23 protein-coding genes are annotated in these 22,282 nt (G+C 32.9%); 6 read left to right on the top strand and 17 right to left on the bottom strand.

Translation table 11 applies throughout. The annotated features are described in order from the left end of the window. Both EJA19_RS06560 and EJA19_RS06555 read right to left on the bottom strand, forming a co-directional pair. Nucleotides 1-768, bottom strand: coding sequence for an ABC transporter ATP-binding protein (locus tag EJA19_RS06560; protein ID WP_125467548.1), 768 nt, complete (start codon nucleotides 766-768; stop codon nucleotides 1-3). Then, entirely contained in the window at nucleotides 768-1,505 is a 738-nt protein-coding gene (locus tag EJA19_RS06555) for an MlaE family ABC transporter permease (protein WP_125467547.1), read from the bottom strand. Before EJA19_RS06555 ends, EJA19_RS06560 begins: the two co-directional genes overlap by 1 nt. Before the next feature lie 111 nt (nucleotides 1,506-1,616). Here EJA19_RS06555 and pafA point away from each other — a divergent pair, with 111 nt between their 5' ends. Continuing rightward, the gene (gene pafA, locus EJA19_RS06550; RefSeq protein WP_125467546.1) at nucleotides 1,617-3,251 is read left to right on the top strand and encodes an alkaline phosphatase PafA; all 1,635 of its coding nucleotides are present in this window, start codon (nucleotides 1,617-1,619) and stop codon (nucleotides 3,249-3,251) included. 5 nt (nucleotides 3,252-3,256) lie between these two features. Here pafA and EJA19_RS06545 read toward each other — a convergent pair whose 3' ends face one another. From EJA19_RS06545 to rsfS, 6 genes are all read right to left on the bottom strand, one after another. Next, a complete protein-coding gene (locus EJA19_RS06545) occupies nucleotides 3,257-3,523 on the bottom strand; it encodes an acyl-CoA-binding protein (RefSeq protein ID WP_125467545.1) in 267 nt (88 codons plus the stop codon). Nucleotide 3,524: 1 nt separating this feature from the next. Then, complete coding sequence (locus EJA19_RS06540) at nucleotides 3,525-4,175, bottom strand: phosphatidylserine decarboxylase family protein (RefSeq protein WP_125467544.1); 651 nt, start codon at nucleotides 4,173-4,175, stop codon at nucleotides 3,525-3,527. Further along, nucleotides 4,165-4,986, bottom strand: coding sequence for a phosphatidate cytidylyltransferase (locus EJA19_RS06535; protein ID WP_125467543.1), 822 nt, complete (start codon nucleotides 4,984-4,986; stop codon nucleotides 4,165-4,167). Before EJA19_RS06535 ends, EJA19_RS06540 begins: the two co-directional genes overlap by 11 nt. Before the next feature lies 1 nt (nucleotide 4,987). Beyond that, entirely contained in the window at nucleotides 4,988-5,605 is a 618-nt protein-coding gene (locus tag EJA19_RS06530; RefSeq protein ID WP_125467542.1) for an LUD domain-containing protein, read from the bottom strand. A 116-nt stretch (nucleotides 5,606-5,721) separates the two neighbouring features. Then, on the bottom strand, nucleotides 5,722-7,716 hold the full coding sequence (gene ftsH / locus EJA19_RS06525) for an ATP-dependent zinc metalloprotease FtsH (protein ID WP_125467541.1): 1,995 nt from the start codon (nucleotides 7,714-7,716) through the stop codon (nucleotides 5,722-5,724). A gap of 8 nt (nucleotides 7,717-7,724) precedes the next feature. Beyond that, nucleotides 7,725-8,096 (bottom strand): ribosome silencing factor, encoded by a 372-nt coding sequence (gene rsfS, locus EJA19_RS06520; protein WP_125467540.1) that lies wholly within the window; start codon nucleotides 8,094-8,096, stop codon nucleotides 7,725-7,727. A gap of 94 nt (nucleotides 8,097-8,190) precedes the next feature. On the opposite strand from rsfS, the gene EJA19_RS06515 reads away from it, so the two are divergent. Further along, nucleotides 8,191-8,922: a biotin--[acetyl-CoA-carboxylase] ligase gene (locus EJA19_RS06515; protein WP_125467539.1), complete on the top strand. Its 732-nt coding sequence runs from the start codon at nucleotides 8,191-8,193 to the stop codon at nucleotides 8,920-8,922. Here the strand turns inward: EJA19_RS06515 and EJA19_RS06510 are convergent. Next, nucleotides 8,919-9,311: an SRPBCC family protein gene (locus EJA19_RS06510; RefSeq protein ID WP_125467538.1), complete on the bottom strand. Its 393-nt coding sequence runs from the start codon at nucleotides 9,309-9,311 to the stop codon at nucleotides 8,919-8,921. The two genes, EJA19_RS06515 and EJA19_RS06510, sit on opposite strands and share 4 nt — an antisense overlap. A 22-nt stretch (nucleotides 9,312-9,333) precedes the next feature. Next, entirely contained in the window at nucleotides 9,334-9,978 is a 645-nt protein-coding gene (gene pyrE / locus EJA19_RS06505; RefSeq protein WP_125467537.1) for an orotate phosphoribosyltransferase, read from the bottom strand. Between the two features lie 129 nt (nucleotides 9,979-10,107). Between pyrE and EJA19_RS06500 the strand changes: the two genes are divergently transcribed. Beyond that, nucleotides 10,108-10,689, top strand: coding sequence for an NUDIX hydrolase (locus tag EJA19_RS06500; RefSeq protein WP_125467536.1), 582 nt, complete (start codon nucleotides 10,108-10,110; stop codon nucleotides 10,687-10,689). A 6-nt stretch (nucleotides 10,690-10,695) separates the two neighbouring features. Here EJA19_RS06500 and EJA19_RS06495 read toward each other — a convergent pair whose 3' ends face one another. The 3 genes from EJA19_RS06495 to EJA19_RS06485 all read right to left on the bottom strand — a co-directional run bounded on the left by EJA19_RS06495 (nucleotide 10,696) and on the right by EJA19_RS06485 (nucleotide 14,456). Beyond that, nucleotides 10,696-12,987 carry a TonB-dependent receptor plug domain-containing protein gene (locus tag EJA19_RS06495; RefSeq protein ID WP_240640234.1) on the bottom strand — a complete coding sequence of 764 codons (2,292 nt, stop codon included), beginning with the start codon at nucleotides 12,985-12,987 and terminating at the stop codon, nucleotides 10,696-10,698. Beyond that, the gene (locus EJA19_RS06490) at nucleotides 12,980-13,873 is read right to left on the bottom strand and encodes a FecR family protein (protein ID WP_125467535.1); all 894 of its coding nucleotides are present in this window, start codon (nucleotides 13,871-13,873) and stop codon (nucleotides 12,980-12,982) included. The genes EJA19_RS06495 and EJA19_RS06490 overlap by 8 nt, the downstream gene beginning before the upstream one ends. Before the next feature lie 67 nt (nucleotides 13,874-13,940). Beyond that, nucleotides 13,941-14,456 (bottom strand): RNA polymerase sigma factor, encoded by a 516-nt coding sequence (locus EJA19_RS06485; RefSeq protein ID WP_125467534.1) that lies wholly within the window; start codon nucleotides 14,454-14,456, stop codon nucleotides 13,941-13,943. A gap of 106 nt (nucleotides 14,457-14,562) precedes the next feature. Here EJA19_RS06485 and EJA19_RS06480 point away from each other — a divergent pair, with 106 nt between their 5' ends. The 3 genes from EJA19_RS06480 (at nucleotide 14,563) to EJA19_RS06470 (ending at nucleotide 19,337) form a co-directional block, all read left to right on the top strand. Further along, the gene (locus EJA19_RS06480; protein WP_125467533.1) at nucleotides 14,563-16,920 is read left to right on the top strand and encodes a hypothetical protein; all 2,358 of its coding nucleotides are present in this window, start codon (nucleotides 14,563-14,565) and stop codon (nucleotides 16,918-16,920) included. 160 nt (nucleotides 16,921-17,080) lie between these two features. After that, nucleotides 17,081-18,409 (top strand): signal recognition particle protein, encoded by a 1,329-nt coding sequence (gene ffh, locus EJA19_RS06475; protein WP_125467532.1) that lies wholly within the window; start codon nucleotides 17,081-17,083, stop codon nucleotides 18,407-18,409. Nucleotides 18,410-18,455: 46 nt separating this feature from the next. Next, on the top strand, nucleotides 18,456-19,337 hold the full coding sequence (locus EJA19_RS06470) for a bifunctional 5,10-methylenetetrahydrofolate dehydrogenase/5,10-methenyltetrahydrofolate cyclohydrolase (protein WP_125467531.1): 882 nt from the start codon (nucleotides 18,456-18,458) through the stop codon (nucleotides 19,335-19,337). A gap of 10 nt (nucleotides 19,338-19,347) precedes the next feature. Here EJA19_RS06470 and rluF read toward each other — a convergent pair whose 3' ends face one another. Genes rluF through EJA19_RS06450 form a run of 4 tightly spaced genes read right to left on the bottom strand, consistent with a single transcriptional unit; the run spans nucleotide 19,348 to nucleotide 22,278 of the window. Next, nucleotides 19,348-20,097 (bottom strand): 23S rRNA pseudouridine(2604) synthase RluF, encoded by a 750-nt coding sequence (rluF, locus tag EJA19_RS06465; RefSeq protein ID WP_125467530.1) that lies wholly within the window; start codon nucleotides 20,095-20,097, stop codon nucleotides 19,348-19,350. A gap of 15 nt (nucleotides 20,098-20,112) precedes the next feature. Continuing rightward, nucleotides 20,113-20,937: an alpha/beta hydrolase gene (locus EJA19_RS06460; protein ID WP_125467529.1), complete on the bottom strand. Its 825-nt coding sequence runs from the start codon at nucleotides 20,935-20,937 to the stop codon at nucleotides 20,113-20,115. Between the two features lie 7 nt (nucleotides 20,938-20,944). Continuing rightward, complete coding sequence (locus EJA19_RS06455) at nucleotides 20,945-21,304, bottom strand: cupin domain-containing protein (RefSeq protein WP_125467528.1); 360 nt, start codon at nucleotides 21,302-21,304, stop codon at nucleotides 20,945-20,947. Beyond that, nucleotides 21,301-22,278, bottom strand: coding sequence for a YitT family protein (locus tag EJA19_RS06450; RefSeq protein ID WP_125467527.1), 978 nt, complete (start codon nucleotides 22,276-22,278; stop codon nucleotides 21,301-21,303). The genes EJA19_RS06455 and EJA19_RS06450 overlap by 4 nt, the downstream gene beginning before the upstream one ends. Nucleotides 22,279-22,282 lie beyond the last annotated feature (4 nt).

Below are 22,282 nucleotides of genomic sequence, written 5' to 3'. Positions count from 1 at the left end.
CTATTGATTTTCTTCTAGATACATTTTACGAACTTTCTTAAATAACTCTGAAGAGTAAACAAAATTAGTAACAGCGTCATTATCAGTTTTAAAAATCGTGTCTTTACTGCCTTCCCATGCTTTATGACCATTTTTTAGGAAGACAATTTTCTCGCCAATTTCCATTACCGAATTCATATCGTGAGAGTTAATAACAGTTGTTATATTGTATTCGTCTGTAATTTCTTGAATAAGATTATCAATAACAATAGCTGTTTTAGGGTCTAAACCAGAGTTAGGTTCATCGCAAAACAAGTATTTGGGTTTATTTACTATGGCGCGGGCAATAGCAACGCGTTTTTGCATACCACCAGAAGCTTCACTAGGCATTTTATGGTGCGCATTTTCTAGGTTAACACGTTTTAAAACAAAGTTAACACGGTCTTCCATCTCGCTTTTACTTTGTTTAGTAAACATACGTAATGGAAACATAACATTTTCGGCAATGGTCATAGAATCAAATAACGCACTGCCTTGAAATACCATACCTATTTTTGATCGAATATTACGTTTTTCATCACTATTAAGGTTACCAAAAATTTTACCGTCGTATGATATGGCGCCTTCTTCATAATCAAAAAGGCCTAATAAGCACTTTAAAAAAACGGTTTTACCAGAACCACTTTGCCCAATAACTAAACTTGTTTTTCCTTTTTCAAAAGATGTAGTAATACCTTTTAAAATGTGGGTGTTTCCAAACGATTTATGTAAGTCTTTAACTTCTATCATTAGCTTAAAAGTAATTGGGTAATAATGTAATTTAAAAGGATAATGGCTACACTAGTCCAAACAAATGCCGTTGTACTTGCTTTTCCTACTTCTAAAGCACCACCTTTCATAAAAAAACCATAAAATGATGGGATTGTTGCTAAAAGAAAAGCAAAAACAATGGTTTTTATAAAAGCGTAAGTAATATGAAATGGCATGAAATCTAATTGAATACCTGTAATATAATCATCTAGAGTGCTAAACCCGCCATAAATACAAGCAGCCATGCCTCCTAAAATACCTAAAAACATGGCAATCGAGATAACAAAAGGATATAGCATTAAGGCAACAAACTTTGGGAAAACCAAATAATTAATAGCATTTATACCCATAACTTCAAGAGCATCAATTTGCTCAGTAACACGCATGGTCCCTATGCTTGATGTTATAAACGATCCTACTTTACCAGCCATAATTATAGAAATAAAGGTTGGAGCAAATTCTAAAATTACCGACTGTCGTGTAGCAAATCCAACCAAGTATTTAGGAATAAGCGGGTTGCTAATATTAAGCGCGGTTTGTATGGTAACAACACCACCAACAAAAAACGAAATAAAGGCTACAATGCCAAAAGATCCAATTATTAAGTCGTCAATATCTTTAAGGATAAGACCTTTCATCACAGACCACTTTGTGGGCTTGCGAAACATGTCTTTAACCATAATAAAATAGGCACCAATGTTATGAAGGTATGTCATAAAGGATTTTGTTGATGCTAAAGTATAAAAACTCTAGGTTTTTTAACCTTAATTTTAAATTAAGATGTGCAAAAAAATGTACTTTTGATGCTCGAAATTAAATATTCTATCATGAAAAACCTCGTAAGCTTATCTCTTGTTTTATTATTTATCTTACCAATAACTGCTCAGCAAAAAAATAGTCAAAACAATCCAAAATTGGTTGTAGGTATTGTTGTTGATCAAATGCGTTACGATTACCTTACAAGGTTTGAAAGCAAGTATGGCACTGGCGGTTTTAAACGATTAATAAATGATGGCTATAACTGCAAAAATCATCATTTTAACTATATTCCTACAAAAACAGCACCAGGACATGCGTCGGTATTTACTGGAACAACCCCAAAAAATCATGGTATTATAGCAAACGATTGGTATGATAAATATGCTAAAGAAATGGTGTATTGTGTAAATGATAATTCAATGACTCCTGTTGGAACCACATCTAATGATGGTAAAATGTCGCCACACCGATTAAAAACCACAACCTTTGCCGACGAAAATAGAATGTTTACACAAAAAAGAGGTAAAACTATAGGTATAGCCATAAAAGATAGAGGGGCAATTTTGCCTGCCGGACATACGGCCAATGCGGCATATTGGTTTAGAGGTAAAGACGAAGGTAAATGGATATCAAGTTCGTTCTATATGGACAAGTTGCCAAAGTGGGTGACCAATTTTAATGCTTCTGGAAAAGCAGCATCTTATTTAAAAGTTTGGGATACATTTTACGATATTGATACCTACGTTGAAAGTACTAGCGATTTAAATACTTACGAAGGCGGATTTAAAGGAAAAGAAACAGCTACATTCCCTTACGATTTAAAAGCATTATCTAAAGATAATGGTGGTTATGACATTATTAAATATACCGCTTATGGTAACAGTTTAACAGCCGATTTTGCCATTGCTGCAATAGACGGTGAAAACCTTGGTGATGATACTATAACAGATGTGCTTACGGTAAGTTTTTCTAGTCCAGATTATGTAGGGCACAATTTTGGTGTTAGTTCTAAAGAGGTACAAGATACTTATGTGCGTTTAGATAAAGATATTGAGCGCTTACTTAATAAACTAGATAAAGCAGTAGGGAAAGGGGAGTACACCGTATTTTTAACAGCAGATCATGGTGCTGTAGAAGTACCAGCATATTTACATGATCATGATATTCCTGCTGGATACTTAAATACTAAAGAAGCTAAACAACGCTTATCTACATTTTTACAGAATACATTTGGAGATGCTAATTTAGTAGAGAATGTTAGCAATGATCAAATATTTTTAGATAGAGAAAAAATAAAAGATTTAGGATTAGATTTAGCTCATGTGCAAACCGCTATTGTAAACGAAATTATTAATTATAAAGATGTTTATAAAGCTTACACCGCAACAAATATGGCATCGCTATCTTATACTAGTGGTATTGAAGCATTATTACAAAATGGTTATAACCAAAAACGATCTGGCGATATTTTAGTTATTTATGCGCCAGCACATATTTCCTATAGTAGAACAGGATCTACGCATGGTTCTGGATTTAATTACGATACTCATGTACCATTATTATTTTATGGAAAAGGTATAAATCGCGGAGAGACTTTTAATAAAACAACCATTCCAGACATTGCTCCAACAATATCGGCTTTATTAGGAATAAGCTTCCCTAATGGAAGTACAGGACAGCCTTTAGATAAGGTGCTAGATTAATTAGCTTATTTTCTGTAGAGAAAATAATTATCAACTAATTCTATATAAGTTCTTTTTGCTTCTTCTTTAGAGATGTTTTTTGCTTGAAATAAAGCGTTTGTTTTAAACGCATTTATAATAGGTTTTTTACTGCTAGGTCTACCATAATCATCTGTAGCCTTTTTATAATAGGCATATAAGCGAAGTAAAAAATCTGCAGGAAAAGGCTCATGATGGTTATTAATCCTTTCTACAGCATCTTTAAAGGCGATATTTAATTCTTCTGAGTTCATTTTACTTTTCTGCAATAATGGTTTCACCCCCACGAACTTTTTGGTTAAGTTCTACTTTTATTTGGCTATCTAAAGGTAATAATAAGTCAACCCTCGATCCAAATTTAATAAATCCAGAATCACTTCCTTGAATAACAGTTTGGTTTGCTTTGGCATAATTAACAATACGTTTGGCTAAAGCACCAGCTATTTGCCTATGTAAAACTTCACCGAAATATTTGTTTTTAACAACAACGGTTGTTCTTTCGTTTTCTTCGCTAGATTTAGGATGCCAAGCCACTAAATATTTACCAGGATGATATTTACTATAAAGCACTTGCCCACCAATAGGATAGCGCGTTACATGAACATTTAAAGGCGACATAAACACACTTACTTGAATCCTTTTATCTTTAAAGTATTCTTTTTCAAAAACTTCTTCTATGGCAACAACTTTACCATCTACAGGAGATACGGCTTGATGTTCGTTTATTTGTGTATAGCGTTTAGGGTTTCTAAAAAATTGAAGAATAAGAATAAAAAACACTAAAATGGCTATCATTAATAGCGTACGAAGCCAAGAGATAGTAATAAAATAGTCGGTAAGTAAAAAGGTAGCCCCAACAAAAAAAGTAGCTCCTAAAATAATTTTATGTCCTTCTTTATGAAACATAATGTAATAGTTGTAAGTATAAATATATAAACGGTGCTGCAAAAATAATACTATCTAATCTATCTAAAAGACCTCCATGACCTGGCATGATAACACCACTATCTTTTACATTAGCTTGGCGTTTAAATTTAGATTCTATTAAATCTCCTAAAGTGCCAAATACACTAATTATTATAGCTAATACTAACCAATTAGTAAAGCCTAATGTTTCGGTAAAGGTAGCAATAAAATAACTAGCTATGGTAGAAAAAAATAAACCGCCTAAAAAACCTTCTACTGTTTTTTTGGGAGATATTTTTTCGAACAGCTTTTGTTTTCCAAAGTTCTTACCTACTAAATACGCAAATGTATCGTTTGTCCATATTAAAATAAATGATCCTAATAATAAGAATGGATTGTAATCTTCATAATATTGGGCAATCAATATTATAAAAACAAAGCCACTAGAAAGATAAAATGTTGTAATTATAAAGCGTTTAGAGATAAAAAGTGGAATGTTTTTATGTGTAAAAAGGTCTTTAACCAGAAATAGAAGTACAAAAATGGTTGTTACATGAAATATTTGAGTGGCTTCTTTTAAGCCATAATCACTTTTCATTACAAATTGCCAATAGCCAAAAACAATATATAAAATAGTAAAAATGATGTAGGGAAAAAAAGACTTATAGTGAATAAGCTTTTTTAATTCGGCTAAAGCAATAAGGCCAAACACAAAAAACAAACCAATAACAGCATGTTCGTTAAATAACGATAAAATAAGGACAGAGATATAAAGTAATCCTGATAATGATCTAACAAGAACTTCTTTCATTTTAAAGATCTTCTAACAGTAGTAAATATAAGTTTTTAGAACTACTGCCGTAACTCATAAAGTCTTTTTCTTCTGTTGTTTTTTCGGGTTTAAAGTTTTTTATGGTTGTAATATTTGTTGGTATTTTTTTCTTGTTTTTAGATTTTATACCTCTAAGTCCTTCGCCAATACTTCCTACAATTTGGCTGGTAGTTGCAAATACTACAAAATGGTCAGGGAGCTCTCTAAGTTTTTTTTCTGCAATTTGATTAGACGATATAAGTAAAGATCCGTCATCGGCAATTAAATTTTCGCAGGTTGTTAAAAAATAAGTCGATTCCTGGGAAGAAGTTGTTTGGTTTAAATTGAAATCTTTAAAACGGTCTTTAAGATTTTTATCAAAAATAAGAGCTTTATCACCTTGCCAAGAATTTTCTACAATAATATTGTTTAAGCTATCAAAAATTTCGTTTAAATCCTCGCAATACAAAAATTTTCCGCCATTTGCTTTAAAGTTTATGGTAAACCTTTCATCAATTGGTAGTTTAACTTCTGGCATGTATTTGCTTCGTTCCTCTGATTTTATTTCCTCTTTTGATTTATCAGATTTGGAACCAAAAATTTTTCTAAATAAGCTCATTTACATCTTTTGCTATTAATACAATGCTTAAGGGAGTTTTTCAAATATAAAAAATCTTAAACTAACTGTTAAGTCAATTTAAGATTTTTGATACTAGTTAACAAAAATACTAGAAATTATTCTTCTTCGGAGGTGTCTTTAACCACAGAAACCTTACTTTCACTTTCTTTGTTTTCATTAACGTTTTCATTTTCAAAAGGGCGTTTCCCAAAAATTTTCTCTAAATTATCTTTAAAAATCACCTCTTTTTCCAATAAAACTTCTGCCAACTGTGTAAGCTTATCTTTATTTTTAGAAAGTAAATCAATTGCTCTTTGATATTGTTCTTCAATAATATCAGAAATTTCTTTATCAATTAATTCGGCAGTTTGCTCACTATAAGGTTTTGTAAACCCATATTCGTTTTGCCCCGAAGAATCGTAATACGTTAAGTTTCCTACCTTATCACTTAAACCATATATGGTTACCATGGCTCGAGCTTGTTTGGTTACTTTTTCTAAATCACTTAAAGCACCCGTTGATATTTTATTAAAAATAACTTTCTCGGCAGCACGCCCGCCTAAAGCAGCGCACATTTCGTCTAGCATTTGCTCTGGTCTTACAATAAGACGTTCTTCTGGTAAATACCATGCAGCACCTAAGGAGCGTCCTCTAGGGACAATTGTGACTTTCACTAAAGGCGCAGCATGTTCTAGCATCCAACTTACAGTAGCGTGTCCAGCTTCATGAAAAGCGATAGCTTTTTTCTCAGCTGGAGTTATAATTTTGTTTTTCTTTTCTAAACCGCCAATAATTCTATCTACAGCATCAAGGAAGTCTTGTTTATCGACTGCCTTTTTACCATTTCTAGCGGCAATTAAAGCAGCTTCGTTACATACGTTAGCAATATCGGCTCCAGAGAAACCTGGGGTTTGTTTTGATAAGAAATCGGTGTCTAAATCTTTTGCCTTTTTTAAAGGTCTTAAATGAACTTCAAAAATTTCTTTACGTTCACGAACGTCTGGTAAATCAACAAAAATTTGTCTGTCAAATCGTCCAGCACGCATTAAGGCTTTATCTAAAACATCGGCACGGTTTGTAGCGGCTAAAACAATAACGTTTGTGTTTGTGCCAAAACCATCCATTTCGGTTAAAAGCTGGTTTAAGGTATTTTCACGTTCGTCGTTAGAGCCAGAAAAATTACTTTTTCCTCTAGCGCGACCAATAGCATCAATTTCATCAATAAAAATAATAGATGGTGATTTTTCTTTGGCTTGTTTAAATAAATCGCGAACACGAGATGCACCAACACCAACAAACATTTCTACGAAATCTGAACCTGATAATGAGAAGAAAGGTACTTTAGCTTCTCCAGCTACAGCTTTTGCCAATAAGGTTTTTCCTGTTCCTGGGGCACCAACTAATAAGGCGCCTTTTGGAATTTTACCACCAAGAGCAGTATATTTTTCTGGGTTTTTTAAGAAATCGACAATTTCTTGTACTTCTTCTTTGGCTCCTTCTAAACCTGCAACATCTTTAAAAGATACTTTTACATCGGTGTTTTGATCGAAAAGTTTGGCTTTAGATTTTCCAATATTGAAAATTTGACCGCCAGCGCCACCAGCACCACCAGAAGACATACGTCTCATAATAAAAATCCAAACAGCAATAAGGATGATAAATGGAAGTAATCCGATAATAAAATCACCCCAAAGGTTTTGTTCGGTTTTATATTCAATTTTAGGTTTTGGGTCTAGTTTGTAGTTGTTAACAACTTCGGCCATATCATCTTCAAAATTCTGAAGATCACCAAATTCAAATTTATAATTAGGTGATTGGCTTGATGAGGCTAATAACGTTGAAGGTTTGGAGTTTTTATGAACTTCTTTTTCTTGAGCTTGTGGTGTTAAGTAAACTTTCGCTTCTCGACGGTTTACAATCTCTACTTTTGCAACATCGCCATTTTTTAAAAACTCCATAAATTGCGATGGCGTCGTGGAACTTGCATCTTGAAATCCACCACCACTAAAAAGTTGCATACCCAAAAAGATGGCTATAATACCACCGTAAATCCAATAAGGGTTAAATTTAGGTTTCTTGTTTTTTGTATTTTTTTTATTGTTTGTTGCCATTAATTCTTTTAATAATTTGTTTCAATAACCGTTGTTTTTGCGTCTCCCCAAAGGCTTTCAATATCATAATAACTTCTAACGTGTTTTTGGAAAACATGAACCACAACGTTTACATAATCCATTAAAACCCATTCGGCATTATCAACACCTTCAACATGCCAAGGCTTGTCTTTTAGTTCTTTACTAACTTTTTTCTGAATTGAATTTACTATGGCGTTTACTTGCGTATTTGAAGTACCTTCGCAAATAATAAAATAGTCGCAAACCGTATTTTCAATATCACGTAAATCTAAAATGGTAATTTCTTGTCCTTTTACATCTTCAATTCCACTTATAATAGTAGCTATGAGTTGATCTGCGTTAGAGTCCTTTTTGGTCATTAAATTTATTTAGTTTGTGCAAAGTTATTATTTTTTAGTTCTTTATACTTTAAAAATTTCATAAGATTTTACAGTACGAAGATAACTATTTATTATGCGTATAATCAAACTTGATGCCATTGATTCGACTAACCAGTATTTAAGACAGTTGAACTTAGAATATAAACTACAAGATAATACTGTTGTTGTGGTTAAAAATCAAACAAAAGGTAAGGGGCAAATGGGAAGTGCTTGGTTATCTGAACCAGGGAAAAACCTTATGTTTAGTATGTTTAAACAGCTTGAGCTTCCTGTGAGAGATAATTTTTATATAAGTATGGTGGTTTCTTTAGCTGTTGTAAAGGCACTGCAATCTGTTGGTATTCCAGAATTAGCTATAAAGTGGCCTAACGACATTTTGTCATGCGATAAGAAGGTTTGTGGTATTTTAATAGAAAATGGGCTTAAAGGACAACATATAAAATCATCGATAATAGGCATTGGTCTTAATGTGAATCAAGAAAATTTTAAAGAGCTACCTAAAGCATCGTCTTTAAAAAGCTTAACTAAGAAAACTTATGTTATTGATGAGCTCTTAAACATAATTTTAAAACAATTGGAGGTTTATTTTTCTAAGCTTGAAGCCAATCAGTTAGATGCTTTAAAACAAGACTATGAGCGTTTGCTTTTTAAAAAGGATGTGATGGCTGAATTTAAAAATGAAGAGGGAGCCGTGTTTTATGGTATAATAAAATCGGTTTCAACATCTGGTAAATTACAAGTGTTACCAAAGGGTGAAACCGACATTAAAGCGTTTGATTTAAAACAACTCGTTTTAAAATATTAAATGGCGTTAGGAATGTTTTCTGCCAATGTTTTTATAAAGTTAGAAATAGGACTTTTAATCATCATGGCCATCATAGGGTTAAAATCGCCATTAAAGGTTAATTTTACGTCGCTTTCTTCGTTGTTAATTTGAGAAATGTCTCCAGTAAGTGAAAAGTCTATTTTTCCTCCAGCAGCACCCAATACTATTTTATTAGGTGATTCGGTTTCTTTTTTCTTAAGCTTTATTTCTGGCATACCTTTAAGCGCAAAAAGAAAAGAATCGCTATCTAAAACTTCAAATTTGGTGTTCTCTGGCATAAGTTTTTCAAAGTTTTTTACATTGCTTAAAAATTCGAAAACTTTTTCAGGAGTTTGTTTTACCGTAACTTTTGGTGATTCTAAATTCATGTGTGTTTTTAAAGTTTATTTATCAAATAGCGTTCCATTCACTAGGATTGGCATTCCATTCGGAAAGCGTTTTTAATTCTTTTTGAGAAATATAATTAGTGTCTAGTGCTTGTTCTAGTAGTGTGTCGTAATTTCCAAGGGTGTGTAAGGTGACATTTTCTTTTTCAAAATTTTCTTTAGAAACATCAAACCCATAAGAAAAAATAGCCACCATACCTTTTACGTTTAAATTAGCTTCTTTTAAAGCTTTTACAGCATTTAAACTACTTTTTCCGGTACTAATTAAGTCTTCAACAACCACGACGTTTTGGCCACTTTCGGCATACCCTTCAATTTGGTTTTGCCTACCGTGTTCTTTGGCTTTTGGGCGAACGTATATAAATGGGACACTTAAATACTCGGCAACAAGCATTCCTATACCAATGGCACCTGTAGCCACACCTGCAATAACATCGGGTTTGCCATATTGTTTTTCAATATATTTAGCCATCGTTTCTCTAATATAGTTTCTTATAGTAGGATAGGATAGTACAATTCTATTATCGCAATAAATAGGCGATTTCCAGCCCGAAGCCCAAGTAAAAGGCTCTTTTGGATTTAACTTAATAGCATTAATTTGTAATAAAACTTCTGCAGTTTTTCTAGCGGTATGTTTGTTGAAAATCATAGTCGCAAAATTACATTTTTTTATTAATTATTTCATGTTGAATTTTTAATATAATTAACAATGTGATAATTTTTGTGCGGCTAAAAATTATATTTTTACATTTACAGAAATCCGCGAATAGATTATAAGATGTATAAAGTTTTTGTTGGTGATAAACCTATAATACTAACGACAAAAGTTGAAAAGGAAACAGATTTTAAAAATTATCTTTTAAATTCTGTTAATATTAATAAAGTGATTAAAGAATTAAATAAAACGTCGTTAAAGGAAGTGCGTTTAATTCATAAAAACGAAGATAAACTTTTAAAAAAGTTCTTAAAGCTACTTCCTAATGTTACTGCTGGCGGGGGAAAAGCGTTTAACGAAAAAAACGAGATTCTTTTTATTTATAGAAATGATAAATGGGATTTACCAAAAGGCAAAGCAGAGAAAAAAGAAAGTATTGAAGAAACTGCGATTAGGGAAGTTGAAGAAGAAACAGGTGTAGAAGGACTTGAAATAATAAAACCATTAGATGTTACCTACCATATTTTTAGACGAAACGGTAGGAATAAAATAAAAATAACGCATTGGTTTGAAATGAAAACCGCTTATCAAGGCAAGCTGCAACCTCAAGAAAATGAAGGTATAACTAAAGTGGAATGGCTTAATAATAACGAAAGTGTGAAAGCGCTTGAAAATTCGTATGCTAATATTAGAGCTTTGGTTTAGTGTTTCTTATAAATTTACTCTAAAACTAAAGTTTGGTGTAATTCCTAAAGAGGTATTCTCTACTTTATTTACTGTATTACTATCTTCTAAAGTGTAGTAAGTGTTAATTATGTTTTTTCTGTTTAAAACATTCCAAACAGACGCGCCTAAGACAGCTTGTTTATTTTTAAAAATTGAAAATGTATAAGTGGTAGAAATGTCGGTACGTAAATAATCGTTTAAATGTTGACTATTGGGCGATTGATAATTGATAGAGGTATTTTGAATCTGATTAAACTCTTTTGGGGTTGTGTAAGGTCTTCCAGTATGCCAATTTAAACCAAGGGCTATTTTAAACCTGTTAATAGCATAAGATCCAGCAAATGAAAGCTGATGCCTAATATCTATATTGTTAGGGAAACTATGATTATTATTTAAGGATCTAAAAACATAATCGTTTTTACTGTAAGTGTAACTAAGCCACGTACTCAAATTATTAAAGTGCTTATTGATTAAAAAGTCAATACCATAAGTTTTGTAATGCCCTGTAGCATTTGTAAATTGGTATTGATTTTGAAACCCTTGACTTCGGGTTGTAATACCATCAACGTGTTTAATAAAACCTTCCGCACTAACTAATAATCTGTTTTTGTTAAAATGAAGCCCAAGTGAAGCTTGCTTGCTTTTTATTATAGGAATAGTAGTGTTGTTAGCTAAAACCCAACGCCTTTTTTCTATGCCTAAAAAGTCTTTTTGAAGATCTATAATTTGAGAAGTTGTCTGGCTTTTTAATTCGCCCAACAACTCCACTTTAAAGAAGTTTAAAAATTTTTGATTAAAACGAACTCTAGGTTCAACTAAAAGTGTCTTGAATTTTGAAATATAATTTGTTCTAGCACCAATTTTTAAAAGGGTTTTTTGATTTTTAGTTGATAACTGTCCTTCAACATATCCAGAATGTGTACGAATAACTTCTTTAATGTAGCTATTAAAAGGCGGGTTGTTAACATCTTCAAAATTACTTATGCCAACTTCAAAAAATTGATAGCCGCCTTCAAGTTTTAAATATGGAGATACACTATAATCTAGATGTAATTTAAATGTGTTTTCAAAAACCTCGTTTTCCTGTTTTAAACGCTGCTTATTAACAAGATCTACATTAGCGGCGTTTAAATTATAATTAGAAATGTAGGCTTCGGCTGTTGTGGTTAGCTTATTATTCCAATGTCTAGAATAGCTTAATCCACCAGCAAGGTTAACTTGCTTTAAATAGCTGTCAGAAGCCGTGGTGTTTCCGTTTATATTAGCTTGTTCCTTATAGTCAAGAGTGTTTTTGCTTAGCGTACCATAAACCTGAAATTTATCTTTTGGCGAGACATTGTGTAAATATTTTGCAGAGATATCATAAAAATAAAACGTTTCATCGCTAGAGATTGTATTAGATAAGTCGGAGTCTTGAAATACGCGTTTTGTGTATTGATTGTATGTTGGCGTTTTTACAGCATCTGTTAAAGAGCGTCTTGCAGCTATTTGTATGCTACTATTGTTAGAAATAGGTGTTTTAGCAAACCCATCAATACTAATTAAATTTACACCAGCACCATAACTAGATTTTTGTTCAATAGAATCGGTTAATTGCATATCGATTACGCTAGATACGCCATCGCCATATTTAGCGCTGCTACCATTTTTTGTAACTTGAATTTTTTCGGTTAAATACGGGTTGAAAGCAGAAATTAAACCAAAAAAGTGCCCAGATTGATACATTTTAATACCTTCCCAAAGTATTAAGTTTTGGTCGTGCGTACCGCCTCTTACATTAATATTTGAAACGGTTTCATCGACACTTAAAATACTAGGAAGTGTTTGTATGGTTTGCAAAACATCGGGTTCGGTTAAACCTGGTAGAAGATCAAACTCTTTAGGTTTAATAATAAGATGTCCTTGTTTAGAAATGGAGAGCCCTTTAGTTAAATACTTTGTAATAAACACTTCGTCTAATTGCTCTACTTTAGGAGGTGTTGTTTGTGGTTTTGTAATAACAACAAATCTATTGTTTAAAGTTTCAAACTGTAAGAGTGTGTGTTTTTCTAAAATACCTAAGGCTTCCTCTAAAGAAAGTGTGTTGTTAGGTAATGGACTTGAAATATTTTTTATATGATTATCGGCATAAGAAAAACTAACGTTGTAACGCGATTCAAGTCGTTTTAAAATAGTTGTAAGTGGTTGCTGTTCTTGCTGAATAGTTTGTGAAATGATTTCAAAAGTATTCAGAAAACATAAAATTAAAACAAGAAATAAGGCTTTTCTATTATTCACGTTTTAATACAATTGTATCTTTAGTTTTACTGTAAGATAAATGCATAGGTAGTGTTATAGACTTTATGGCGACTTCTAAATTGTTGTGTGTAAAACTACCTGTAAATAACATTTTTGTATCTACCTTATCAGTAATAAATGTCACTTGGTATTGGCGTTCAAATTCTGCAATAACATACTTAAATGGAACACTCTTAAATGCACTTTCGTTATTTAACCATTGTGGTGTTTTAACGGTTTCTTTTCCAGTAGTAACTTGTTTTCCATCACGTATTAAAAATCTATGTCCAGGAAGTAATTTTGTGTTTTTAGATTGGTATGTAACGCTAACCAAACCTTCGTAACAAGTGACTTCAAAAAAGTTGTCATGTTGTTTTACGTTAAATTGTGTGCCTAAAACTGTTACGGTTCCTAAATCTGTAATAACGTTGAATTTAGAGCCTTTGGCTACTTTAAAAAACGCTTCGCCTTGTAGCGTGACCTCACGATTATTTTTCCACGAATGTTTGTTGTAGATTAAGGTAGATTGGGCGTTTAAAGTTACCTCTGAATTATCAGGAAGGTTAATTTCATTTTTTTGAGCGATATATGTTTTAGTTGTTGTGTCTTGTATTGTGGTGTAGTAATAAACACAAAAACCAATGGCTAATAAAGCTGCAATACGTAACAAAGGTTTAAACCATTGGCGTTTTTGATTGGTGGAATTAATGTTATTTAATGTCGATTCTAGAGCATTTTCAGTATGGAGTTCAGGAGCTTTAAAATGTTGTAAAGCATGAGATAACTGGGTTAATTCAGTAAAATCCTCACGCTGTTTAAATGCTTGAACCTCCTCCTGGGTTAACTCATGATTAAGCCACTTTTTTAATAAATCGTCTTTTTCCATAATCTATGTAACACTTATATAACAGTTCGGGTTTAATTTTTCCTACCCTTAATGTGTTTTTTTTAATTTATAACTCATCAATGTCTTTACGTAGCTTTTTTAAGGCGCCATAAATACGCTTTTCAACAGCTTTTGTCGAGATATCTAAAAGAGTTGCAATCTCTTTAAAGGTTTTTCCATCAATTCTATTAAGCATAAAAGCTACTCGTTGGGCTTCGGTTAATTTAGAGATAGCTGTTTCTAATTTGTTTAAGTATTCTTTTTCCTGAAGTAAAAATTCAGGAGATTCATTGGTGTGAGATTTTGGTTTTGTTTGTTGATGTTTCCATACTATTTTTTGATGAGCAGCCTCATTAAGCATTAAATTATTAGCAACGGTAAATAAAAAACTCTTGGCTTTTTGGGGCGATACTTTAGCACAATTTTGCCACAGTTTAATAAATGCCTCTTGTACTTTGTCTTGAGGATTTAAATGGCTGCCAAACTTGTAATACAAGAAGTTGTGAAGGTTTTCGGCATGCGTTTTAAACAGTTTAGAAAACAGGGGTTCATTGCAAATATTATCGTTTAAATTTTTGGGCATTTTAGTTTTTTAGGAGTATAAATGTAAAAAAAAATGACTACCATGGTAGGAGATTTTAGCTTTTGTCTGTTTCATTAACAAACAATGTTTAATTAATAAACCAGCTATGAAACCAAATTTTAAATACCTGTTTATTTTGGCATTTATCACATTATTTTTTGTGTCCTGTCAAGATGAAGAAACCGAAGTTAACAATCCAACACCAGAGGAAGTTGTAGCCCCTAATTCTTCTTTAGCAAGTTTAATGCGCTCAACAGTAGCTTTTGATGGTTCTTTTGATGATATTTTAGATAACGCTAATTGTATAGGTGTTAATTTGCCTGTTACCGTTACAGCGAATAATACAACAATAGTAATTGAAACTATAGACGATTTAGAGCTTATTGAAGATATTTTTAACGCTTTTGATGATGATGAGGATATTCTAGAATTTTTATTTCCTATAACTATTACGTTAAACGATTATACCGAAGTTGTTGTGGAAAATGAAGAAGAATTAGATGCTTTTGTAAACAATTGCGTTAACGAGCCCGACGTTATAGAATGTGTAGACTTTGTTTATCCCATTGTGTTTTCTATTTATAATACCGATTTTCAAGTTATAGATACTGTAGAAATTCAAAGTGATTTTGAGTTATACGTATTCTTAGAAAATTTAGATGGAGATGAAGGTGCTGTATTAGCTAGCTTAAATTTCCCTGTGTCGTTAATATACGCTAATGGTGATACCGTTGAGGTAACAAGCAATCAAGAATTGGAAAATGCTATTAATAGTGCCGAAGAAGATTGTAATTATGTAGACTGCCAAGCAGAAGATATAGCAGTTAATTTACAAGAATGCCAATGGGTTATTACGTCGTTTAATGGCGATGATAATTTTATCCAGTACGATTTACATTTTAATGCCAATGGCGAACTTCAAATTACTCATGGAGACACCACCGAATTTATAGGAGGCGAATGGCAAGTAACAACTGAAGAAAATGTTGTTTTAACACTTTCAAACTTAACAGCTTTTTCAGGTGACTTAGGAGGCGATTGGTTAGTGCAAAACTGTGAATCTAATCAGCTTGTCCTTACACAGGAGTTTGATAATCAAACCGTAGAAGTTATTATGGAGCAGGATTGCGAAACCGTAGAAACACCATTTAATTGTTTTGAAAATACAACCATAACAGCTTGTGATTATGACAATGATGGATTTGCAACATTTGAAATGGAAACACAAATTTTAGGCAATGTTGTTTGTAATGTAGATTTTGTAGCTTCATTTCATGTTTCTCAAACCAATGCCGAAGCTAACGTTAATGCTATTGTAGACCCAAATGCGTATACCAACACGTCAAATCCGCAAACTATTTATTTAAGAATAGAAGCAAACGATGGTAATTTTCAAATTTTTGAAATAGAATTAATAGTTGAAGACTGTAGTTCAAATTGTACAGAAGCAGATATTGATGCCTACCTACAAGGATGCAATTGGAATGTAGTTAATTTTAATGGCGATGATCATTTAATGGCTTACGAAATAGATTTCTCATCAAATACAGAGGCAATTATTACAGGAAATGGTATAACAACAACAATGTACTGGTCGTCTTATCAAGCAGCAGAAGGTGTTGTAGTAGAGTTTTCAAATGTTGCTGCTCCTAATATACAGGCTATAACAGGAAGTTGGTTAGTTGTAGCTTGCGAAGAAGGTAGGTTAGAGTTTGAATCTCTTGATAGTGCAAATACCATGGTTATGGAATGTCATTATTACACTGCAGAAGAGTTATTAACCACTTTAAGCGCATGCCAGTGGGAAGTATATAGCTTTCAAGTTGATAACGTAGATCAAACATCAGATTACAATGACGTCTTATTCTCATTCTTTGAAAACGATTTTGCCCTTGCCGAAGTTGGTGCTAATACCATTAACTATGGCAATATAGAAGCAGAGTCTATTAATGGAGGTACAGAGCTAGCAGCATTTTTATCTATCAATGGAACGATTTCTAGTTTAGGCGGATACTACTCAGTACTTTCCATCACAGAAGATGAGGTTACGCTTATGACTACGCAACCAAAACGTTTAATTTTAAGAAAAACCTGTACAAACGATAATCAAGATGGCGATACTACTCAAATAAAAGATTGGTTATACGATGGTAATTGGGAAGTAACATATTCTACCATGGAAAATGCAGAAAATTCTCAAGATTATGATGGGGTTGTGTTTAATTTTCAAAGTAATGCTACGTTGTTAGGCGATAATGGTAGTTGGATAGCAGAGTTAGACTACGATGTACTTAGAGATAATGAAGGGAATTTAAGGTTTGTAATTAATTATTTAGGACAATTCCCTTACTGGCAAATGGATGACGATTGGTATATTACTAGTGTCAACAGTACACGAATAGAATTACATGCTGTAAACGATGTAAACAATACCGATTTCGTGCTAGTATTTGAAAAAATGTAAAGCATTAAAACATAGAAAAAGAAAAATTTAGGTTATTAAACTGGGAGAAAACCATTCTAAAAATGTTTTCTCTCAGTTTTTATGTATATAATTAATCACTACGCTTTATAAATACATGACAAATCCTTAAATTTGCAAACTTTAAAACAGATGACAGATTATGTTTAATAATTTAAGTGAAAAGTTAGATAAAGCGTTACACGTATTAAAAGGTCATGGTAGTATTACCGAAGTTAATGTTGCCGAAACCTTAAAAGAAGTCCGTCGTGCGCTTTTAGATGCCGATGTTAACTTTAAAATAGCCAAAAACTTTACCAATACCGTTAAGGAAAAAGCCTTAGGTCAAGACGTACTTACAACGTTACAGCCAGGGCAGTTAATGGTTAAAATAGTAAAAGACGAATTAACCCAGTTAATGGGTGGTGATGCCGAAGGTATTAACCTATCGGGTAACCCTAGTGTAATTTTAATGTCTGGTTTACAGGGATCTGGTAAAACAACCTTTTCTGGTAAGTTGGCTAACTATTTAAAAACAAAAAAAACAAAAAAGCCTTTATTAGTTGCTTGCGATGTGTATCGTCCAGCAGCGATAGATCAGTTACATGTAGTAGGAGATCAAATTAATGTAGAGGTTTATAGCGATAAAGGTAACCAAGATCCTGTGGCTATTGCACAAGCGGGTATAGCGCATGCAAAAGCAAATGGTCATAATGTAGTGATTATAGATACCGCAGGTCGTTTAGCTGTAGATGAAGCTATGATGACCGAAATATCTAATATCCACAACGCCATTCAGCCTCAAGAAACACTGTTTGTAGTAGATTCTATGACAGGACAAGATGCCGTAAATACGGCAAAAGCATTTAACGATGTTTTAAATTTTGACGGTGTTATCCTAACCAAATTAGATGGTGATACACGTGGTGGAGCTGCCATTTCTATTAAATCTGTAGTCGATAAACCAATTAAGTTTATTGGTACAGGTGAGAAAATGGAAGCGATAGATGTGTTCTATCCAGCACGTATGGCCGATCGTATTCTTGGTATGGGAGATGTGGTATCTTTAGTAGAAAGAGCACAAGAACAATACGACGAAAAAGAAGCCAGAAAACTTCAAAAGAAAATCGCTAAAAACCAGTTTGGTTTTGACGACTTTTTAAACCAAATCCAGCAAATCAAGAAAATGGGTAACATGAAAGATTTGGTGGGGATGATTCCTGGAGCAGGAAAAATGATGAAAGATATCGATATAGATGATGATGCCTTTAAACATATCGAGGCTATTATTCATTCTATGACACCAAAAGAGCGTACAACGCCTAAGATGTTAAATGCTAGCCGCAAAAAACGAATCGCAAAAGGATCGGGAACTTCAGTACAAGAAGTCAATCAATTACTAAAGCAATTCGACCAAATGAGTAAGATGATGAAAATGATGCAAGGCGGGAAAGGAAAAGCCATGATGCAAGCTATGAAAAACATGAGATAATCTCATGTTTTTTTATTTACAATAACGACACAACATATACAACAAGATGATTTTATTAGACGGAAAAAAAACCAGTAACGACATTAAAGATGAGATTGCTGCTGAAGTGAAAAAAATGAAAGCAAATGGGGAAAAAGTCCCTCATTTAGCAGCCATTTTAGTGGGTAATGATGGCGCGAGCTTAACTTACGTAGGAAGTAAAGTAAAAGCTTGTGAGCGTGTTGGATTTGAATCGACTTTAGTTAAAATGTCTAATACAACAAGTGAAATTGAGTTGTTAGATAAAATTGAAGAGTTAAATAATAGTTCAGAAATAGACGGCTTTATTGTGCAATTACCATTACCAAAACAGATCGACACACAAAAAGTGTTGTTAGCTGTCAATCCAGATAAAGATGTTGATGGATTTCATCCAACCAATTTTGGGAAAATGGCTTTAGATATGAGCACCTTTATTCCAGCAACACCATTTGGAATTTTGGAATTGTTAGACAGGTACAATGTTGAAACAAAAGGAAAACATACCGTTGTTATAGGTAGAAGTCATATTGTAGGACGCCCAATGAGTATTTTAATGGGAAGAAGAGGGTTTCCTGGAAATTCAACCGTTACGTTAACACATAGCCATACTAAAAATATTACGCAAATAACTTCGCAAGCCGATATTATTATTACGGCTTTAGGTGTGCCAGGATTTTTAAAAGCCGAAATGGTAAAAGACGATGCCGTAATTATTGATGTAGGAATTACGCGTGTAGCCGACGATAGTTTACCAAAAGGTTACAAAATTACAGGTGATGTCGATTTTGAAAATGTAAGCAAGAAAGCAAGTTTTATTACACCAGTTCCTGGAGGTGTTGGTCCCATGACAATAGCTATGTTGCTTAAAAACACACTTCTGGCTAGAGAACGTAATATGGAAAAATAAGCCGTTTTATTTAACGTCTGGAACGCGATTTGGGTTGAAAGGTTTTAGAAGAGTCTTTTAAAAGACTGTTTAATTCTTTCAACTCATGGTTTGTTAATTCTCTATGTTTTCCAACAGGAACATCTAGTTTTATATTCATAATACGAACACGCTTTAAGGTTTGTACCTCGTAGTTTAAGTATTCGCACATTCGCCTAATTTGACGGTTTAGCCCTTGTGTTAAAGTGATTTTAAAGGTAAATCTGTCTAATTTTTCAACACGACATTTTTTAGTTACTGTATCTAGAATAGGAACACCGTTACTCATGCGTTCTATAAATGTTTGCGAGATAGGCTTGTCTACTGTTACAATATATTCTTTTTCATGGTTGTTACTAGCACGCAATATTTTATTTACAATATCGCCATCATCAGTAAGTAAAATAAGACCCTCGCTAGGTTTATCTAATCTTCCAATAGGAAAGATACGTTTATGGTAATTAATGTAATCTATAATGTTATCTTTTTCAACTCTAGTGTCGGTGGTACAAACAATACCTACAGGTTTATTAAACGCCAAGTAAGTAAAAGACGATTTTGTGTTTTTAACAACGTTTCCATCAACAGCAACTACATCATCGTCATTTATTTTTGTGCCCATTTCAGGGACTTTGCCGTTAATGGTTACTCTTCCTACATCAATTAACCTATCGGCTTCTCTTCTTGAGCAAAAACCAGCTTCGCTTAAATATTTATTAATACGTTTTAAATTGTCTGCCATGATGCAAAAATAACACTAGTTTTCTAGAAACTGGCATATATGCTTATTTATACTCGTATCTCTTAACGAATGTCCAAGTCCGTTGGTTGTTATTAGTGTACTACTCTTAAAGTGTTTTTTTATTAAAATAGCATCTTCATAAGGAATGATATCGTCTTCTTTGTCGTGTATAATAAGACCTTTAGAAGTGATATTTTTAAGCTGTTTTGCTGTTGAAAAGTCTTCTGGAGAAGCGCCGTATCGTTCTATTATGGTTGTGTTAATTTGTGTAATGGTTCTTTGATTATAGCCAAGCATATTGGTATAGCGTTCCAGAATATTTTTAAATTCAGAAGGCGCTCCTAGTAAAATAATTTTTTTAACCGATGTGTTTTGGTACTTACTTTGAGAAAAAATGGAAGCCATACCACCTACCGAATGCCCGATAATGACAGTTGGCTTAAATCGTTGCGAAATAACGTTAATAAACTCGGCGTATAAAAGGGCATTAAACCTATTACCTCCAGAATTTCCATGTGCTGGGGCATCTAGAGCAATGATGTTAAAATCTTGTTTTTTAAGTTCAAGGATTAAGTTTTTCCAGCGAGCCGAATTACTTTCCCAACCGTGAACTAAAAGTACGGTTTCTTTGTTTCCTAACCAGCGATAGCTCATAATAGGAAACTTTTTATAAGTAAACTCTTCTTTAAAAGCTGTCTCTAAAAAGTCAGATTGTTCAAGAGTTATTTTTCCTTTAAAAGGTTTTGTAAACAAAAAAATAGCTATTCTAGCAGATAGTTTAGGCGAAATAAAGCTAACTAGGTTTATAATTAAGCCTATAGTTTTTTGAAAAATAGTCATGTAATATTTATTCCCTATTTACTGTTTTAATATTGAAAGCAGGTTGGCAAATAGAGATATATTCGCAAGATTCGTTAAATGGGTTCGCGTATTGTATTCTTGTACCACGATTGATTTTAATAGATTCTCCTACTTTTAATACAACGATTTCACCATCAATATTAAATTGTTTTTTTCCTTTTATAATAAACGTATACTCATCAAACTCTGGTGTTTGAAACGGTTCGCTCCAGCCTGGTGGAGCAATCATGTGTGCAATGCTTATATCTTGATTACCATCACTAGCTAATCCAAAATGTTCTTTAATGGTTTTACCGTCAGTAGTAGGAACCACAAATGGCTGTGTTTGTTTAATATATTTTTTCATTTTTTCACTAAGGGTTTGCGTTTAATCATACCTCCTTTTAAATCTTTAACAAGTCCCATAATAATAAATGCTTTGCTATCAATTTTATCAATTTCTGTGTGTAGTTTAGCTAGTTCTAATCGAGTAACAACAGTGTAAATAATATCTTTGTCATATGTGGTTTTAGAGTCGCCATAACCACCTTTTCCAGCATAAATAGTACAAGCACGTCTTAGTTTTTCAGTAATCATAACCCGAATAGCTTCGTGTTCTTTAGAGATTATGGTAACACCTACATATTCTTCAACACCATCAACAACAAAATCTACCGTTTTGGCAGCTGCCATATAGGTTAAAATAGCATAAAGGGCTGTTTCAATAGAAAGGATATAAGCGCCAAAAGAAAAAATTATAATATTAATAAGTAATAAAACATCGCCAACGGTTAATGATAGTTTTCGGCTTAAGTAAATGGCTAACACTTCAGTGCCATCAATAACACTACCACCTCTCATAGACATTCCTATGCCTAATCCAAGAAAAAAGCCCCCAAAAACAGCAATTAATAACTTGTCGTTTGTAATTGTTGGGTAATCAATATAATGAACCACAAATCCTAAAAATGCAATAGCAGCAATACTTTTTAAAGCAAATTTTACACTAAAAGTCTTGGCGCCAAGAATTAAAAACGGGATGTTAACAAGAATAAGCAAAAAACTTAACTCTATGGTTGTTATATTTTCTAATAAAAGCGAAATACCTGTAGCACCACCATCTATAAACCTGTTGGGTAGCAAAAATCCTTTTAACCCAAACCCTGCCGAAAACACACCAATCACAATATAAATAAACTCTTTTATAGCGTGCGTTATTTCTACTTGAAGTGATTTAACTAAAGGCGCTATTTGCCTTTTAGATATCGGGGTAGAAGGTGTTTTAGCCTTGAGTCTTTTTTGGGCTATATTAACGAGTATTTTTGAAAAAAATGGATTCATCTAG

The organism is Mangrovimonas spongiae, from assembly GCF_003944795.1.
GTDB lineage: Bacteria > Bacteroidota > Bacteroidia > Flavobacteriales > Flavobacteriaceae > Mangrovimonas > Mangrovimonas spongiae.
The sequence above is the reverse complement of the archived record's forward strand: the minus strand, read 5'-3'. Positions and strand labels throughout refer to the sequence as shown.